The organism is Aurantibacter sp. UH7, assembly GCF_056839165.1.
In genome coordinates this window covers 4,571,027-4,587,754 of sequence record NZ_CM166388.1, presented here as the reverse complement: position 1 = coordinate 4,587,754, position 16,728 = coordinate 4,571,027, and the positions used below count along the sequence as shown (strand labels likewise).

The window sequence follows — 16,728 nt, the reverse complement described above, 5'->3', positions numbered from 1 at the left end:
GCTTTTTACGATTAATAGTGCTATTAGTCTAAAATAGCCGTGAAAAATAAGATAAAAGTATGAATAGAATTGTTGTTTTTATTAGTATTCTAAGTTTAGCTGCTTGTAAATCAAATACAAAAGAACAGTTAACCGCACAACAAATAGTAGATAAAAGTATTGAAGTGAGTGGGGGAGCGTTATATCAAAATTCTACGCGCAGTTTCACTTTTAGAGATTTAAAATATATTTCTGAAAATGCTACGGATGAACAAGTTTTAAAACGAATTAGTATTAATGATGTCGATACTATTTTAGATGTGTATTCCAATCAAAAATTTGAGCGATTTGTAAATGACAATCTAATTGAGGTGGAAGATTCCATGGCAATTAAGTATGCAAATTCTATAAATTCTGTACATTATTTTGCGAACTTACCCTACGGATTAAATGATCCTGCGGTTAAAAAAGAACTGCTTGGTCAAGTAGATTTAAATGATAAAAATTATTATAAAGTAAAAGTTACATTTGAACAAGAAAATGGAGGTGACGATTTTGATGACACCTATATTTATTGGTTTAATACCAACAGTTTTACACCAGATTATTTAGCATATGAATTTCATACTGATGGAGGAGGCATGCGCTTTAGAGAAGCTTTCAACGAAAGATATATAAACGGAATTCGTTTTGTAGATTACAAGAATTTTAAAACCAAAGATCTAAATACATCGATCTTTAAAATAGACAGTTTGTATAATGGCGGTAGTTTAGAATTTCTCTCTAAAATTGAATTAAAGAATATTCAAGTTAATCCGGGCAATTACAATTAAAGTTTAGTTTTTGAGCGGTGGCAATTCCATTTGTGATTTGTACAATAAAAAGGCTTCCATTATCACTATCATCTAACTCGTAATATTTATCAACACCCAATAACTGATTTGCAAATTCTGGCGTGGTATTGCTGTGACCTACAACCAAAACATTCTTGTTTAAATTGTCTGTTTTAAATTGAGCAAGATCCATACTGCTAGGGTCGTAATAAATTACATCAACATCTTTTTTTACAGAAGTAGGTGCAGCAGTCATAGCTGTACGTTGGTAATCTGTTGAATATATCGCATCGATTGGAACTTCAGAAAGAATTTCTGCCCAGTGCATTGCACGACCTAGTCCTTTTTGTGATAATTCTGGATCAGTATTGTCTAGGTCTGAACGGTCTTTTTCTGCATGGCGAATTAAGTAAAATGTAGTGGTACCTTCATCAATAATTTGTTCAACAGCAGCATTATTAGGCTCATCTTTACAACCTAAAAAACCGATAGTTAACGACAACAGTAATAAAAGTCGAAATGTTTTCATTGATAAGTAATTTATTTCTCGATTAAATCGAGGACGTTATGCTAGTATTTTTTAAATAATTCTAATAGCTTAACGACGTATTTTGTTTGGTATTATTGAGGCCAACATCAATTGTTGACAACTTTTCACATATTCAAACTAAAATAATCGAAAAATAGTATGCAAAACTCGTTGTTTTTTGTTTTTTTGCATATGCTCAGAATCACACTACCTATTTTAATTTTCTTATCTGTTTTTAAGATTTCAGCTCAGGACGAAGTACGTCTTCCCGCTGACCTCAGACAGCATAATCTTACAAGCTATAATTCAAGTCTTTTTAACCCCGTTTTTGCATTAGATAGAAATGATCCTGAATCTGTAGCTGTATGGACCCGTTGGCAGTGGCAAGATATTGATGCTGACCCCACCACATTGTATGTAAATTATACAAGAAGACTAAATGAAAAGTCTGCCGTTGGTGCTGCTTTTTTTCAACATAATACTGGTATATTTTTTAATACGGGAGGGGTTGTAAATTACTCCAGACAAATTCAGTTTAGCAAAAGTGTTCGTTTAGCTTATGGTTTTAACCTTTTCGGTTTTGTACAAGAATTAGCCGACACGCGTTTTCAAGAAGATTCACAATTGCCTTTACCGGTTTCTGGAACGACTAGTGATTTTATTTTGCAATGGGCTCCAGGTGCTTCTTTAAGTGTTGAACGTCTTACATTAAGTCTGGCATCTGAGAATTTATTTGATTATAACTTTAGAGCAAAAGAATCGAATACACCTGCGGCGGATAAGATTTTTATGGGGATGATGTCTTATGATTTTCCTTTGAATCTTGGGAAACAAAAAGCATTAATTAGACCTTCGTTGTATTTACGTACAATACCACAACAACAAAATCAGATTGGAGTACTTTCTTTATTACGTACTGCAAAATATTGGGCACAAGTTGGATATAATAATTTTTATGGTGTAGGTATTGGTGCTGGTGGTACATTTCTAAAAAAGTTTAATCTTGGTGCTGTATTTGAGTTTGGTACAAGTGCTTCTATTAATTCTAAAGATCCTTCGTTTGAACTTGTAGCTTCTTATTTCTTAGGGAAAGCTGAAGAACGAGATGTAACTGAAGTTTATGGAGAAGATATTGAAGAAGAAGTTGTTCTGGGTGATGAAGAAGACATAAAAGAAGAACTTAAGAAAGCTGAAGAACTTGCTAATGAAACTGAGGAATCTAAAGATGAAGAAACGGAAGATTCTAAAACGGAAAGTGTAGTGAGTGAGGTTACAGAAGAAATAGCTGAAGTTGCGGAAGTAACAAATACCAAAGAACAACGTAAAGCGGAAAAGGAGGCTGAAAAAGTAGCTGCGGCGGAAGCGAAGCGTTTGAAGAAAGAACAAGAAAGTTTGGCTAAAGCTGAAAAAGATAAGTTAGCAGAAGAAGCAAAAGAGAATGCTCGCATTGCAAAAGCTGAACAAGAACAAATAGAGAAAGATTTAAAAGAAGCGAAAGAAAAAGAATTAGCAGATGCAAAAGCTGCTACGTTAGAAGAAAAGCAAAGGGAAGAGTTACGCAAAGCCGAGGCGAAAGCAAATGAAATGAAAGCTGCTAACGCAAAAGAGGTGGACGAAAAGAAAGCTGAACTTGAACGCTTGGCAAATGAAAAGGCCATTGCAGAAAAAGCTATAGCTCAAAAACGAATAGACTCTATAGCAGCTGTTAAAAAAGCGCAAGACCTATTACAAGCAAAAGAATTGGAACGGGTACAAGATTCAATTGCACAAGCTAAGGCTGCAATTACTGAAGTTGAACCTGAAACAGTGCAACCTAAAGCCGGTGAGAAATACGAAGAAGTTCAAACCGAAGATGGACTGGAACCTGGATTTTATTTAATTGCTAATGTATTTGGCACGAAGAAATATCATGATGCATTCTTAGCAGATTTAAAAAGAAAAGGTGTCAACGCTCAGACTTTCTTAAGAAGTAAAAATAATTATAACTATGTATATCTAGAGCGTTACAATACGATGACTGAAGCGCGTAAAGCAAGAGATAGTAATTTTAATGGTCGCTACGCAGAAAAGACTTGGGTCTTTAGAGTGGTGGGTAAATAATAAATTAAATTATGAAATCTCAGTACTTTCTAAAAGCAAAATTTCAGTGTGCCAAAAAATATAGCTCACTAGGTTTTTTAAATATTAAAACTTGTAGTTTTAATTAGTGCTTATTGCTTTAAATAGGGGAGGATAAGAAGCTTATTTTGCAAGCTCATTCTTAATTAATAAATCGAGATATGCAACCGTGTTAATAAGGTACTTACGATCTTGAGTAATTGTAAACATTGATGTTGCACCCATTAGCATTGTAAATAATTGCTTGGCAAACTGCAACGGTGTTACTGGTAAATTGATTTCTTTTCTTTGAACACCATTTTCTAAAACTAAAGCAATTTTTCCTTCAATATCTCGGAGAATTTCACGGTTAGCAGCAGTCAACAAACGATTGTTATTAAATGCATCAACTCCAGTATTTAAAACAGGACATCCGCCCATTTCAATAGTGAAAACATCGTACTGTTTGTAAAACTTAGTTAAATTAAAAATTTTGTCTAAAGCTGTGCCAGAAACTACTAGAAGCTCGTCAATCTTAGCAAGTAACAGCTTACTATTATATTCGTATGAAGCTAGTGCTAAAGCCTCTTTGTTTTCAAAATTGCCATAAATAGCACCTTTCGTTAAACCAGTTGCTTCTGTTAAGTCGCTCATACTGGTTCCAATATAACCGTGTTTATTGAAAACAGGGGCGACGGTCTCTATTATGTATTGTGAAGTTCTTTCCGCCTTGCTTGACATGTGCCTTATTTTTATACGAATATAAAAAAACTATATACTGCATGGTATTTATATTCCATAAAAAAACACCTTTCATAAAAAAATATGAAAGGTGCTCTCTTGCAATTGTATTTTATTACTCTACTAATTGATCTTGATTTCTAAAAACTAATTCATCATTAAAACTGTCAATTAAAACAATGCTCTCTGGTTTTATCGTACCTTTTAAAAGCTCTTTAGAAAGATTATTTAAGACATCTTTTTGTATAACTCGTTTAATTGGCCTTGCACCATACTGAGGGTCATAACCTTTTTCTGCTAAATACAGAATTGCATCTTCAGTAGCATCAATAGTAATGTGCTGTTTGCTTAACATCTTTTTCAATTGATCTATTTGTAAGCGTACAATTTCAGCTATGTTCTCCTTATTTAACGGAGTAAACATTATGATATCGTCAATTCTATTTAAAAATTCTGGTCGTACACTTTGTTTTAACAACCCGAGAACTTCAACTCGTGCTGCTTCAGTGGCACTGTGAATGTCTTTAGAATTTTCAAATTTCTCTTGAATAATATGACTTCCCATATTACTTGTCATAATAATAATGGTGTTCTTAAAATCTGCAACTCTACCCTTATTATCAGTTAATCTTCCTTCGTCCAAAACTTGTAACAATACATTAAAAGTATCTGGATGCGCTTTCTCAATTTCATCCAACAGCACAACAGAGTATGGGCGACGTCGAACAGCTTCTGTTAATTGTCCGCCTTCATCGTATCCAACATATCCTGGAGGTGCACCAACTAATCTACTTACCGAATGGCGTTCTTGATATTCACTCATATCAATACGTGTCATTGCATTTTCATCATCAAATAAATACGCTGCTAATGTTTTTGCAAGTTCTGTTTTACCAACACCGGTTGTACCTAAAAATAAGAAGGATCCAATTGGTTTTTTAGAATCTTGTAAACCAGCTCTGCTTCTTCTTATTGCATCAGAAACGGCTTCTATAGCTTCTTCTTGTCCTACAACACGCTTGTGTAAAACATCTTCTAATAACAATAATTTTTCACGTTCACTTTGTAACATTTTTGTTACCGGAATACCTGTCCATTTTGCAACAACTTCGGCAATATCTTCATTGGTAACTTCTTCTTTAATAAGTGTGTTTCCATTTTGCTGTTCTTGCATTTCAAGGTTAAGTTGATCTAACTTTTCTTGGGCATCTTTTATTTTGCCATAACGCAACTCAGCAACTTTACCATAATCACCATTACGCTCTGCACGGTCTGCTTCAATTTTATAGTTTTCAATATTTTCTTTCGTTTTTTGAATATTGTCTACTACAGTTTTTTCACTTTCCCATTTTGCGAAAATCTCATTTCGATCCTCTTTTATATTGGCTAAATCTGCATTTAAAGATTTTAATTTTGCTTTATCGTTTTCACGTTTTATAGCTTCAATCTCAATTTCTAATTGCATTATTTTACGATCTAGCACATCGAGCTCCTCCGGTTTTGAATTGATTTCCATTCGCAGTTTTGATGCTGCTTCGTCCATCAAATCAATTGCCTTATCTGGTAAAAATCGGTTTGTAATATATCGCTGCGATAATTCAACGGCGGCAATTACGGCCTCATCTTTAATTCTTACTTTATGGTGTGCTTCGTATTTCTCCTTTATACCTCTGAGAATTGAAATTGCACTTTCCGTGTCTGGTTCGTTTACGATAACTTTTTGAAAACGACGTTCTAGTGCTTTATCTTTCTCAAAGTACTTTTGGTATTCATCTAATGTGGTTGCACCAATCGCTCGGAGTTCTCCTCGCGCTAATGCAGGTTTTAAAATGTTTGCAGCATCCATAGCGCCTTGTCCACCACCTGCGCCTACTAAAGTGTGAATCTCATCAATAAATAAAACGATGTTGCCATCTGAGCTCGTTACCTCCTTAATTACTGATTTTAAACGTTCTTCAAATTCACCTTTATATTTTGCACCAGCAATTAAAGCCCCCATATCTAAAGAGTAAATTACTTTATCCTTTAAATTTTCGGGAATATCACCTTGTACAATTCTATGCGCTAACCCTTCTGCAATAGCAGTTTTACCAGTACCTGGTTCACCTACTAACATTGGATTGTTCTTAGTTCTTCTCGAAAGGATTTGAAGGATTCTACGAATTTCCTCATCACGGCCGATAACAGGGTCTAACTTTCCACTATCTGCCATTTGATTTAAATTCCGTGCATATTTATCCAGAGCATTATACGTTTCTTCTGCACTTTGCGAAGTAACCTTTCCGCCTTTTCTTAATTCCTCAATAGCTGCTTTTAAGTGTTTTTCATTAACACCTTGGTCTTTTAGAATTTGCGAAATCTTACTTTTAGATTTAAAAATGGCAAGTAAAACATGCTCTATTGAAACATATTCATCGTCCATTTTTTTTGCAATTATACTTGCTTCGTTTACAGTTTTACCTGCCTCTCTAGAAAGCATAATTTCGCCACCCGAAACCTTCGGATAGCTTTCTAATTCTTTATCTAATATCTGATTGAGCAAAGAAACATTTACACTTAGTTTCTTTAATAAAAAAGGTAGTACGTTTTCATCAACCTGCATTATGGCTTTGAAAATGTGTTCGTTTTCTATTTGTTGATGCCCAAATTCTTGTGCAAGCTGTTGCGCTAACTGCAACGCTTCTTGCGATTTTGTTGTAAAATTGTTTGGGTTCATAATTATATATTTTGTTGTTTTACCTTTGTTTTAAATGGTAAGGGCAACAACCCTACCAACACGTATAAGCAGACAAGATGTCTTGAATAATCAATAATAGCAAGACAATTAGGCAGTTTGTAAGTTAATAACCAAGTTACGACTCATTCTTTAAAATTATTATATGGGATTATTCTCAACATTGTTCGGAAATTCATCAAATGAAAAAAAGGAAGGCCCTGTTTTTCCATGGATAGAATTAACATCACTCCATCAGCTAGATGAAATTAAGGAAAAATCAAAAGCTAAAACACAATTAATATTTAAACATTCTACAACATGTGGTATTAGTAGAATGGTGATACGAACGTTTACTGATACCTTTGGTTTAACACCTGAACAAGCAGATGTGTATTATTTGGATTTACATAAGTATCGCGAGATTTCTAATGAAGTAGGGTATACGTTTCAAGTGATACATCAGTCGCCGCAATTATTAGTTATTAAGAATGGAAATGCGGTAGTTAATGCATCGCACGGTAGTATTAATGATATTAACTTGGTTGACTTCGCTTAATAGCCAAATTATAAAAGGAAAGGGTCTTCCTGTTTTGTAGGAAGACCCTTTTTAATTTATGTACTTTTAATTTATCGTGCTGACAAATTTCTATTAGGATCAAATTTATGTCTGGTAATAATAGTCTTAATTCTCGCTTTTAAATCTTCACCAGCATCATAAATCATCTCGGCATTATTCGGAAAAGGAACAGCGGCTAAATCTAGTTGGGCAACCAAATCATTTTCTAAGGCACGTTTGTCACCGTTATAATTAGCGTATGCATGTTCAAAAATAAAGGTGCTAGCCAAAGGATATGTGTTTAATTGCTGCTTAGATTTTAAATCTATATAACTTACATTACCCGTTACCTGTGCCGATTTGCTTTGTGTGAATTGATAAAAATCGCAGCGAACAGTTCTAAACTTATCTACCTTAATTTTTTTGCCTAAGCTATCTTTTACAATTGCTCCATCTTTGTCATACAGGTATTTAAAACCATCTTTTATTTGCTTTTCTTTAATTATCTGCTTTTCGTTAACGCGTTCCGGAGATATTGATATAGCTCTAAAAGCAACTTGCATTTCATAATCATAATCAATATTGTTCATGGCATTGGTATGATAACTTGTCCATAAATCATTTAGACCAAACGTATTGAAATTTAAAAGTTCTTCCTCTAATTTTGATGGAATTATTTGATCGGTATCATTAATCATATTTACCATTACAAAATCGAGTCCTTTTTGATGTGCTTCTTCAATTTTAGTTTTTACATCGTCGTAACCGGGATATATTTCTTCTAAATATGAAAAATCATCATATGCTTTTCTATAATCATATTTACTCGTGGCATTAGCCATTAAATCAGATGCATTGTCATACAGGTATTCAGATAAATCATCTTTCGAATCTAGAATGTTGTCTTGGTAATCTTTAAAAGAAAACTTTGCATCTCTATCTTCATCATAGATACGTAGCGGAAGTAAAGGCTTTATACTTTCTTGTATTGAACGTAAATTTGCATAACTGTTATATATGGTCTCATAATTTGCCGGATTCTCGTCATTTTCTAGAAATCTTATTTGATCTAGCTCTCGCTTTGTATTCTTTTTGAAAGCTTCTTCTAAGAGAATAATGTATGGCTGATTGCTTTTCTTACTTTTATTATTGGCTAAATTGGTGATTGCCTGATTTATAGCAATATTATAATCGCCAGTATTTATAGCCTTTTGTGTCTTTTTAACTCCTCCACAGGCTAGCATAACAAATGTTGTTGCTAAAAATAGTATTGCTTTTTTCATGATATTAGACTTTAATATTTGGCATGTATTTTCAATAGCTGTGCCAAAACAGGTCTAAACCATAACGAAAAACGATGAATGTTAGTACAAATCAGGTGTGCGACGTTATATGTAGTCTAGAAGAGCTATTTCAGAAGCTTTTAAATTTCAATTTTAACTAGTTCTTGCTTGTATTGAATTAAACTATGGAGTAATGTATATTAGTTGTTAACTGATGTTTAATAAAAATATCATCATAATTGGCTTTTTCTTGTTTATAAACACTTGCAATTTGTATTTTTGCCGCTTAATTAAATGACAAAAGTTATGCAACGCGATAGCCAAATTTTCGATTTGATAAAAGAGGAAGAACAACGCCAGATTAATGGTATTGAATTAATTGCTTCTGAGAATTTTACAAGTCCGGCAGTAATGGAAGCAGCAGGGTCTGTATTGACCAATAAATATGCTGAGGGGTACCCCGGAAAGCGCTATTATGGAGGTTGTGAAGTTGTTGATGTTGTTGAGCAAATTGCTATAGATCGTGCTAAAGAACTTTTTGGTGCTGCATATGCTAATGTACAACCACACTCTGGATCACAAGCTAATGCTTCTGTTTATCATGCTTGTTTAAAACCTGGCGATACTATTCTTGGTTTCGACCTTTCGCATGGTGGTCATTTAACACACGGTTCTCCTGTAAATTTCTCTGGTCGTTTGTATAACCCTGTATTTTACGGTGTTGATAAAGAAACTGGAGTATTAGATTACGATAAAATTCAAGAAATAGCGGAACGTGAAAAGCCGAAAATGATAATTGCTGGTGCTTCTGCATATTCAAGAGATATGGATTTTAAACGTTTCCGTGAAATTGCTGATAGCGTAAATGCTTTATTATTAGCAGATATATCGCATCCGGCTGGCTTAATAGCTAAAGGAATATTATCAGACCCAATTCCACATTGTCATATAGTTACCACCACCACACACAAAACATTACGTGGCCCTAGAGGTGGATTAATATTAATGGGTGAAGATTTTGATAACCCTTTCGGAATTACTTTGAAAAATGGAAAGCTTAGAAAAATGTCTGCTTTATTGAATTTAGCAGTATTTCCGGGTAATCAAGGTGGACCATTAGAACATATTATTGCAGCTAAGGCAATTGCTTTTGGAGAAGCACTTTCAGACGAATTCTTGCATTATATGATCAATGTAAAGAAAAATGCTGCAGCGATGGCTGCTGCTTTTGTTGCTAAAGGATACAACTTAATTTCTGGAGGCACGGACAATCATATGATGTTGATTGATTTGCGAAACAAAGATATTACTGGTAAAGATGCTGAAGCTGTTTTGGTTAAAGCAGATATTACTGCGAATAAGAATATGGTGCCTTTTGATACGCAATCACCCTTTATAACTTCGGGTATTCGATTTGGTTCTGCTGCTATTACTACTCGTGGTTTAAATGAGGAAGATATGATTACTGTTGTAGAATTAGTTGATGAAGTGTTAACTAACGCTGAAGACGAGGCTAAGATAGCAAGCGTAAAAGCACGTGTAAATGCTTTAATGGCTGGTAAGCAATTATTTAATTACTAAAAAGTATTATTGATTATTGCGGAAAAATTGTAACATCTTCAAAGATGAAGTCTGCGCTTTTTACGTCGTAAATTATAGTATCGAAATTGGACGCATAACACAAGCCCCAATAAGAAAAATACTCTGCATCGGAAGCTTTAGTAGTTAAATCTGAAAGTATCGAACAATTTTCTTTTCTATTGTTTGCATCAGTTAGTACCGGAATGTGTATTTCCTCAGGAATTTCGCGTATCTGTGAAACAATATAATTGTATGAATTTAAGACCACTCTAAGAATGTTATCGTATTGTCTAGCGATACTTAAACTGCCAATTCTTTGAATAACTATTGTAGTGTCTTCTGTAGTAAGTGAAAGTTCTTCAATATCTATTAATACATCATTCTCTTCTTGTAAGTCGGCAAGAATATTTAATAAGGCTTTTGAATTATAACCAGTATCGCTTAATGTTGTATTCCTAAAATATTCAACGTTCTGAGAAAATTTCCAAGGACTCTCAACTTCTATTACTAGTTTAACTTCTGAAGCATTGCTGGTGATGCATTCACGTAAGGATATCTGCGATATAAAGAATCGTTCTAGGTTTTTTATGAACCTATCTAATCCATTTAAATTTAGGTCGTTTGAAAACGTGCCTAAATCACTTGAATCAAAATTTACTCTGTTTGCTGCCATTAAAAATATACTACTTACCACTAAAAAAGTAAATGTATATTTTAAATGACTGGGATCATTACGTGAAAACCTTAAAAAAACTAGGGTTTTCACCCTATTTTAATCAAATGTAAGTGCTGTCTTACAAAAAGCCCTTTTTTCTTGCCTCATTAATTAGCGCAAGGTCATTTTCGTCCTTAATTCCGAAGTTTAATTTTAATTGTCTTTTGCGGTTTTCAACGGAAGCCTGTGAAAGTGGAACTTGGTCGCTAATATCTTTGGTACGCACGCCTTCTGCTATAGCTTGGAGTATCATAATATCATAATCATCAATTTCAAATTGGCGAGACATCGTTTTACGCATCGCAGTAAGTGCACTTGGAGAATAATATAAAATTCCAGTTTTAACGGTATTTACCATTTCGACTAAGGTATTTTCATCAATTTCAGATTTTACCATATAGCCATCTGGTGTTACAGATTTAAATAGACTTTGAATTCGCAGACTGTCACTATAAGATGACATGAAAACAATACGTGATTCTTTAGTGACTTCACGGGCATAAATGCCTACATCTTCTCCGGTTCTTTTATCATCAGAATCTAGTGATACCAATTGAATGTCTAATAGAATTATGTCGTACTTTCTATTGCTTACAGATTGTTTAATTTTTTGTTTTGCCATATCAAAAGTTGTAGCGATATCCACTTCAACTTCGAAATTATCAAAATTGGCATCTTCTAATATAAACTTATAGCCCATAACCGTCATCTTATGGTCATCTAATGCAAGAATTTTTAAAGTTTCCATTGAATTTCTGAGGTCTTAATTATTTGATATTTGGCTAGTAGTATCAAAATTATGGTTTTCTTTTGTAAAGAAGGTAATCGGAACCAATAATCTAACAGAAGTTCCTTCACCAATTTTACTATCAATAGTCCATTCCCCGTTCAATCTATTAACTCTAGATTTTAAGTTCAACATTCCTATTCCATTTTTCTTGGTTTTGGTTAAATCGAAACCAACGCCATTATCTGAAATTATTACTTGTATGTTTTCATTTTCAATAGAGAAATCTAAAGTAATTGTTTTGCACTGCGAATGTTTAATTGCATTTTGTATGCTTTCCTGTATAATACGATATAAGTTTATTTTAATATCACCAGTTAAATTGTCCCATGTAAATTCATTATCATAAGTAAACTTGTGCGTAATGTTGGCCGATGTAACATTGTTTTCCAATAATTCAGATATCGAACGAATAAAATTATGCATGTCTTTATATGCAGCATGACTAAGTTCATGCGAAATTAATCGCACTTCACTTTCAACATCTTTTAAAGCTGAAATAGCTTCTGCTCTAACAGTAATTGCGTCTGTATCAACTTTTTTATTTAGTCCTGTAAGTACCATTCTAGCTCCTAACATCTTACCCAAAATGCCATCATGCAATTCTTCCGAAATTCTTTTTTGTTCTATTTTTTTACCTTCTTCAAGTTTTTGCTTTTCGGAAAGCATTAAGCTAAATATTTTTTCATCGCTGGTTTGCTGTGCTTGTATAAACTTTAGTTTCTGGTTTTTTATGCGTTGGCTAATGATAACATAGGCTGCGGTAAATAATAATATAATAGATACTGTTATACCCGCCCATAATTGTTTTTCGCGTGCAAGCAGTTTATTTTCGGCTACAACTTCGTCGGTCTCAAAACGAATGCGTGCAAATTTGTTCCGTAAGATTCTCTCCGCATGTGCAAGACTGTCATTCAATTGTATAAAGCGCTCGCTATAGTTAGCAGCATTCTTTTTATCTATTTGTGCTAAAAGGGCTAAAGATTCTAAAAGTCGTTCGTTATTGCTGCTTTCTTCTGCATTTTGCTTAGAATTCAAAAGTGATTCTAATGCCTTTATAGAATCTTTTTTTAACAAGTAATATTCTGCCAAATTAATATAGCTCCCCGCCAAAGCCGATTTATCACTAATACTATCTCTTATTGTAATAGCTCTAATTAATGAGCTTAACACATCACTATCTTCATTGTTTTTATATTTAGCACTGGCATAATTATTTAGAGCTCTGGCAAATATTTCTGGTCTCTTGTAGAAAAGACTATCGATTCCGATTGTTTTTTCAAATTGAAGCAGTGCTTTCTTATAATCACCACTTTCTAAATAGGTAACACCAATGTTATTACCTAATTCACTTTCGAAATAGTCTTTTGAATTTGTTTTATTTAAAAACGCTGCAGCTAACTCGTAATAATAAAATGATTGTTCGTAGTCCTCTAAATCTTTAGATAATATACCTAATAAATTATAGCAGCGGTATAACATTAAATTCTCATTTAAAGGTTTTAATAACTCAATTGCTTTTATAGTATTAATTTCACTACCAGAATAATCTTTTACGTTTGATTGAATTCTTGCCATGTCATAGGTTATGAACCCTGCGCGTTTGGTCTCATTCAATAGAATTAAATTCTTTTGCGCTTTTGACAAATAGAAAAAAGCACTGTCTTGAACATCTAATCCTTCTAAATAAACACCAAGATCCCAGTAATTAAAACTAAGCCGAAGGGAGTCTTTTAATTTTAAAGCTAAAACTTGCGCTTGTTTATTTGTTTTTCTAAAATGTGTAGAATCTTGAAGTTGCGAAAATAACCATTGAAGTTTTGTAAGGTGTCTTATGCGTATTGTGTCGTTTTCATTACGTTGTTGAGCTAAATCAAATGCTTTGTTTAAAGCTCCTAATCTTTCCGCTTTGGACAATGCGTTATTTGACCCAATATTTATATAGAAGAGAACACTGTCTTGTTTATTTTCTGTTACTAGAGCACTTTTTTTTTCTATAGCATTATCACAAGAAGCGAGGCTTGTAATTGCAAGAAAAGCTGCGATAAATATTCGCAATGGATTAATATTTGATGAGATAAATTTGTACATTAATTACAAGATATAAAAAAAGCCTTAAATGTAATATTTAAGGCTTATACATATATTTATTTATATTCTAAAAGACTAGTCACCACCACCGCTGCCACCAGAATTACCATGACTATTGTCATCATTAGCTGAAACATTTATTGTATCATATACATCATTTTCTGCGCTGTCGTTATCGCATGAGAACATGCCCATTGTCATTACTACTACAGCTACAATACTTGCTACTTTTTTCATGGTCTTTATTATTTAATTGTTATTAGTTCTTTAATACACGACTAAACTACCATGAATGAGAGTTTATTAATTGTGCTGTAAAATTCTAATAGTGAAAAGCGTAGTTTTACGAGTAAGTGGATGTAGTTTGAGAGTATTCGATTAATTAACCGAATGAATGGTACTTTTTGAGAGAATATTTTTTAAATGGTCTACGTTTTCTCTGTACGATTTTGAAAACGGTAACTGTACTTTACTTAGTTTTAAAGCACAAATAGATTTACCATAATTAATACGAGATACATAGTTGGTATTTAAAATGTAACTCTGATGTATACGAACGAAGTTTTTTGGTAATTGTTGTTGATAGGTCTTTAAAGTTTTATAAGCACTAATAACCGAGCCGTCTTTCATTATAAAGTCGGTGGCATTATTATCTGCCTGTAGATAAAGAATGTCATTAGTTGATACGTAATGATAATCGCGATATGACTTTAAACATAAGGTCTCCAATTCTTTTTCCTTAGGCATCAATTTTTTAAGTTTTAAAATTGATTTGCGAATATTGAATTCACTATAGGGTAATAGCCAATAATCGAAAAAGTTATTCTTAATTGCGTCGTAGGCATGTTCTTTAGATTTTGAAATGCCTATAAAAACTGGAAGTTCTTTTATATATTGATAAAGCTCAGTTACCATTTGAAAATGTTCTTGTGCTTTATCATTCAAATTAATAAAAACAACATCGGGCGAAAACTTTAGAATGTTATCTATGCCTTCATTAGAATTTTTAGAATGCGATACAAGGCAGAAGTCACCATACTCTTCTAAATAATGCTGCAATTGCAGATTAGAAGTAGCGTCGGAATCTATAATAGCATATGAATATTCCATTGACTTTTTATCTACATGCAAATTAGTAATAGAACTAATATGTTGATTGTAGATTTCCCGTATAAATTTTAGGGTTTACGAACGCAATTTACTGAAAATGAACAGATTTGAAAGAAAATTCTTTCAAAAAATTAATATTTTAAATTATTCTTGTAGGGTAGATTCGAAAGCACCAATATCGGGGTTGATATTTCTCTTTGCACCTAAAATATCAAATGGTATTTGTTGAGCTGTTTCTAAATTGGCATTTCCGTTTGCTGAAGATAATTCGTTTATACGATAATCGCCACCAAAAGAATCAAAAAATTCGGGTGATTGATTAAAAGTATTATCTATAAAATTATTCTCATTATTAAAATTGTATAAAGAATTGTCACCAGTATTTACACCTTCACTAAACCGAATGAGACAATTTTTAAATGAGAAATTGAAGACACTAACTTCATTGTTTTCTAAAGTTAACTCCTTGGATTGTGAACCGTAAATAATACAATTTGTAAAGTTTGCATTTACCAAATCGAAGACTTTTGTTTCAGAAAAATTATCAATCTGTAACGCAGCATTCAATCTAAAATCTTTAAACCAATAGTTCGCAATTGTACAATGTGAGAAACTATAATTACCTCCAATATTACAATATAGTGATTGACTTCCCGCAGCACCTAACACTAAATTTTCACCTAAGATACTCGCAGATAATCCCCAGAGATTTACATTTGCACTGTTGTAAATTTGTGTGTTTTTAATCACTAAATTTTGCGTGCCACTTTGTGGTGGGCTGTTGTTTTCTTTTCCTTCAATTTTAATACCAACTGTGGCGTTTTTAATCGTTAAATATGTTATTGTATTACCGATACTTCCATCACCAATTAAAACAGTTCCCCATTGGCCAGGTATTGTTTGAAATTGTGGTTCTAAACGATCGCCTTCAAATATGACTTCGTTTTCTAATGCTTTTTTATCGGTGCTTAGGCTTCCGTTTATTTCTAGTTTTCCTCCACCATTTATATAAATTCCAGAGTCTTTATGAAAATGAACACGGGCACCGGCATCTACAATTAGAGTTTTTTCATCAGGCACTGCAGCATATCCATAAATTACATATGGCTTTTCATTTGTAAAATGCAATTGATTATTTGCTAATGAAAAACCATTAACTATTATGTTATTTCCTTCAGAATCGTTTCCAATTGAAATAGTCTCTTTTAAACCTTCAGAATCTTTATCAGGAAATAAGAAAACAGCATCCTTTACTAAAGTGACAAGCTCAACGGATTGCTCGTCTAAATCGACATCAAAAAGTAATTTGTCGGTATATAAAAGTTCGTTTATTGCATGAGGCGAAATATCGAAAGTAGTTTCGATAAAAATAAACATACTGTCTTGTGCTAATATGGGAATGTTTTTAAAATCTTTGCCAGCAACTCCATCTACATTTAATCGATAACCACTTTGCTCTCCTTTTTGTAACCGAATAGACGGAATTTCAATATCATCTCGGGTAGGGTTATACACTTTTAAACTATACGTACTACTGCCTATAGAACTAAAAATGGTATCTAAAAAAACGGTATCTTTTGAGAATTCTAAATTTCCAGCACTCGGTGCATATTCAAAATTTTTACGACAAGAGCTGCCTGAAACAAGCAAGATAATAACCAGAATGGAGTAGAGGTAAGGTCGCATTTTTTAGTACATAATCAGCGAAAC

At 33.1% G+C, this 16,728-nt stretch carries 14 protein-coding genes; 4 read left to right on the top strand and 10 right to left on the bottom strand.

The features are described from left to right. The first annotated feature begins 59 nt into the window (after window positions 1-59). On the top strand, window positions 60-812 hold the full coding sequence (locus UH7x_RS19530; protein WP_482361606.1) for a DUF6503 family protein: 753 nt from the start codon (window positions 60-62) through the stop codon (window positions 810-812). Here UH7x_RS19530 and UH7x_RS19525 read toward each other — a convergent pair. Next, the gene (locus tag UH7x_RS19525; protein WP_482361605.1) at window positions 790-1,341 is read right to left on the bottom strand and encodes a SixA phosphatase family protein; all 552 of its coding nucleotides are present in this window, start codon (window positions 1,339-1,341) and stop codon (window positions 790-792) included. The two genes, UH7x_RS19530 and UH7x_RS19525, sit on opposite strands and share 23 nt — an antisense overlap. 192 nt (window positions 1,342-1,533) lie before the next feature. Here UH7x_RS19525 and UH7x_RS19520 point away from each other — a divergent pair, with 192 nt between their 5' ends. After that, window positions 1,534-3,441 carry a PorP/SprF family type IX secretion system membrane protein gene (locus tag UH7x_RS19520; protein WP_482361604.1) on the top strand — a complete coding sequence of 636 codons (1,908 nt, stop codon included), beginning with the start codon at window positions 1,534-1,536 and terminating at the stop codon, window positions 3,439-3,441. A 141-nt stretch (window positions 3,442-3,582) separates the two neighbouring features. On the opposite strand, the gene UH7x_RS19515 is transcribed toward UH7x_RS19520, so the two are convergent. Both UH7x_RS19515 and clpB read right to left on the bottom strand, forming a co-directional pair. Continuing rightward, window positions 3,583-4,179, bottom strand: coding sequence for a TetR/AcrR family transcriptional regulator (locus UH7x_RS19515; RefSeq protein WP_482361603.1), 597 nt, complete (start codon window positions 4,177-4,179; stop codon window positions 3,583-3,585). A gap of 115 nt (window positions 4,180-4,294) precedes the next feature. Beyond that, complete coding sequence (gene clpB / locus UH7x_RS19510) at window positions 4,295-6,895, bottom strand: ATP-dependent chaperone ClpB (protein WP_482361602.1); 2,601 nt, start codon at window positions 6,893-6,895, stop codon at window positions 4,295-4,297. A 163-nt stretch (window positions 6,896-7,058) separates the two neighbouring features. On the opposite strand from clpB, the gene ytxJ reads away from it, so the two are divergent. Then, window positions 7,059-7,451, top strand: coding sequence for a bacillithiol system redox-active protein YtxJ (ytxJ, locus tag UH7x_RS19505; RefSeq protein WP_482361601.1), 393 nt, complete (start codon window positions 7,059-7,061; stop codon window positions 7,449-7,451). 71 nt (window positions 7,452-7,522) lie between these two features. On the opposite strand, the gene UH7x_RS19500 is transcribed toward ytxJ, so the two are convergent. Then, on the bottom strand, window positions 7,523-8,734 hold the full coding sequence (locus UH7x_RS19500) for a hypothetical protein (RefSeq protein WP_482361600.1): 1,212 nt from the start codon (window positions 8,732-8,734) through the stop codon (window positions 7,523-7,525). A gap of 306 nt (window positions 8,735-9,040) precedes the next feature. On the opposite strand from UH7x_RS19500, the gene glyA reads away from it, so the two are divergent. Beyond that, window positions 9,041-10,315 (top strand): serine hydroxymethyltransferase, encoded by a 1,275-nt coding sequence (gene glyA, locus UH7x_RS19495; RefSeq protein WP_482361599.1) that lies wholly within the window; start codon window positions 9,041-9,043, stop codon window positions 10,313-10,315. A gap of 13 nt (window positions 10,316-10,328) precedes the next feature. Here the strand turns inward: glyA and UH7x_RS19490 are convergent, their stop codons facing one another. From UH7x_RS19490 to UH7x_RS19465, 6 genes are all read right to left on the bottom strand, one after another. Further along, complete coding sequence (locus UH7x_RS19490) at window positions 10,329-10,988, bottom strand: hypothetical protein (protein ID WP_482361598.1); 660 nt, start codon at window positions 10,986-10,988, stop codon at window positions 10,329-10,331. A gap of 121 nt (window positions 10,989-11,109) precedes the next feature. Then, entirely contained in the window at window positions 11,110-11,778 is a 669-nt protein-coding gene (locus UH7x_RS19485) for a histidine kinase (protein WP_482361597.1), read from the bottom strand. A 15-nt stretch (window positions 11,779-11,793) separates the two neighbouring features. Beyond that, complete coding sequence (locus UH7x_RS19480; RefSeq protein ID WP_482361596.1) at window positions 11,794-13,908, bottom strand: tetratricopeptide repeat-containing sensor histidine kinase; 2,115 nt, start codon at window positions 13,906-13,908, stop codon at window positions 11,794-11,796. 75 nt (window positions 13,909-13,983) lie between these two features. Next, window positions 13,984-14,145 (bottom strand): hypothetical protein, encoded by a 162-nt coding sequence (locus UH7x_RS19475; RefSeq protein WP_482361595.1) that lies wholly within the window; start codon window positions 14,143-14,145, stop codon window positions 13,984-13,986. A gap of 141 nt (window positions 14,146-14,286) precedes the next feature. Then, window positions 14,287-15,018, bottom strand: a complete 732-nt coding sequence (locus UH7x_RS19470) for a LytR/AlgR family response regulator transcription factor (protein WP_482361594.1) — start codon at window positions 15,016-15,018, stop codon at window positions 14,287-14,289. 144 nt (window positions 15,019-15,162) lie between these two features. Beyond that, a complete protein-coding gene (locus UH7x_RS19465) occupies window positions 15,163-16,704 on the bottom strand; it encodes a hypothetical protein (protein ID WP_482361593.1) in 1,542 nt (513 codons plus the stop codon). Window positions 16,705-16,728 lie beyond the last annotated feature (24 nt).

Bases quoted from the DNA above. Each gene is read 5' to 3' on its own strand.
- UH7x_RS19520 (WP_482361604.1), top strand. From the start codon at position 1,534: ATGCTCAGAATCACACTACCTATTTTAATTTTCTTATCTGTTTTTAAG.
- UH7x_RS19490 (WP_482361598.1), bottom strand. From the start codon at position 10,988: ATGGCAGCAAACAGAGTAAATTTTGATTCAAGTGATTTAGGCACGTTT.
- UH7x_RS19525 (WP_482361605.1), bottom strand. From the start codon at position 1,341: ATGAAAACATTTCGACTTTTATTACTGTTGTCGTTAACTATCGGTTTT.
- UH7x_RS19465 (WP_482361593.1), bottom strand. From the start codon at position 16,704: ATGCGACCTTACCTCTACTCCATTCTGGTTATTATCTTGCTTGTTTCA.
- UH7x_RS19480 (WP_482361596.1), bottom strand. From the start codon at position 13,908: ATGTACAAATTTATCTCATCAAATATTAATCCATTGCGAATATTTATC.
- ytxJ (WP_482361601.1), top strand. From the start codon at position 7,059: ATGGGATTATTCTCAACATTGTTCGGAAATTCATCAAATGAAAAAAAG.
- UH7x_RS19530 (WP_482361606.1), top strand. From the start codon at position 60: ATGAATAGAATTGTTGTTTTTATTAGTATTCTAAGTTTAGCTGCTTGT.
- clpB (WP_482361602.1), bottom strand. From the start codon at position 6,895: ATGAACCCAAACAATTTTACAACAAAATCGCAAGAAGCGTTGCAGTTA.
- UH7x_RS19500 (WP_482361600.1), bottom strand. From the start codon at position 8,734: ATGAAAAAAGCAATACTATTTTTAGCAACAACATTTGTTATGCTAGCC.
- UH7x_RS19515 (WP_482361603.1), bottom strand. From the start codon at position 4,179: ATGTCAAGCAAGGCGGAAAGAACTTCACAATACATAATAGAGACCGTC.
- glyA (WP_482361599.1), top strand. From the start codon at position 9,041: ATGCAACGCGATAGCCAAATTTTCGATTTGATAAAAGAGGAAGAACAA.
- UH7x_RS19485 (WP_482361597.1), bottom strand. From the start codon at position 11,778: ATGGAAACTTTAAAAATTCTTGCATTAGATGACCATAAGATGACGGTT.
- UH7x_RS19470 (WP_482361594.1), bottom strand. From the start codon at position 15,018: ATGGAATATTCATATGCTATTATAGATTCCGACGCTACTTCTAATCTG.
- UH7x_RS19475 (WP_482361595.1), bottom strand. From the start codon at position 14,145: ATGAAAAAAGTAGCAAGTATTGTAGCTGTAGTAGTAATGACAATGGGC.